1 rRNA gene is annotated in these 964 nt (G+C 51.8%); it reads right to left on the reverse strand.

Annotated elements, in window-relative coordinates:
- Window positions 1-964 (reverse strand): 23S ribosomal RNA (locus NQ117_RS23980); the annotation flags it as partial.

Consider the following 964-nt stretch of genomic DNA (forward strand, 5'->3'; position numbering starts at 1 on the left):
GATGTGCGGATTTGCCTACACATCAGCCTCACTGCTTGGACGAGCTATTCCATCAGCTCGCGTCCCTATCCTTCTGTGTCACCCCATTGCTCATAACGGTTTACGGTGGTACTGGAATTTCAACCAGTTGTCCTTCGACTACGCCTTTCGGCCTCGCCTTAGGTCCCGACTTACCCTGGGCGGACGAACCTTCCCCAGGAACCCTTAGGCTTTCGGCGGACATGATTCTCACATGTCTTTTCGTTACTCATACCGGCATTCTCACTTGTGTACAGTCCAGCAGTCCTTACGATCTACCTTCAACCCGGTACACAACGCTCCCCTACCACTGAAACATAGTTTCAATCCATAGCTTCGGCAATATGTTTAGCCCCGTTACATTTTCGGCGCAGAGTCACTCGACCAGTGAGCTATTACGCACTCTTTAAATGGTGGCTGCTTCTAAGCCAACATCCTGGTTGTCTGTGCAACTCCACATCCTTTCCCACTTAACATATATTTAGGGGCCTTAGCTGATGGTCTGGGCTGTTTCCCTCTTGACAATGGATCTTAGCACTCACTGTCTGACTCCCGGACATAAGTCGATGGCATTCGGAGTTTGACTGAACTTGGTAACCCTTGGCGGGCCCCGCATCCAATCAGTGCTCTACCTCCATGACTCTTTATTCCGAGGCTAGCCCTAAAGCTATTTCGGGGAGAACCAGCTATCTCCGAGTTCGATTGGAATTTCTCCGCTACCCCCACCTCATCCCCGCATTTTTCAACATGCGTGGGTTCGGGCCTCCAGTGCGTGTTACCGCACCTTCACCCTGGACAGGGGTAGATCACACGGTTTCGGGTCTACGCCTACGTACTATGTCGCCCTATTCAGACTCGCTTTCGCTACGGCTACGGCTCTTCACCTTAACCTTGCACGCAAACGTAACTCGCCGGTTCATTCTACAAAAGGCACGCCATCACCCAT

The organism is Paenibacillus sp. SC116 (assembly GCF_024733555.1).
Classification (GTDB): domain Bacteria; phylum Bacillota; class Bacilli; order Paenibacillales; family Paenibacillaceae; genus Paenibacillus_B.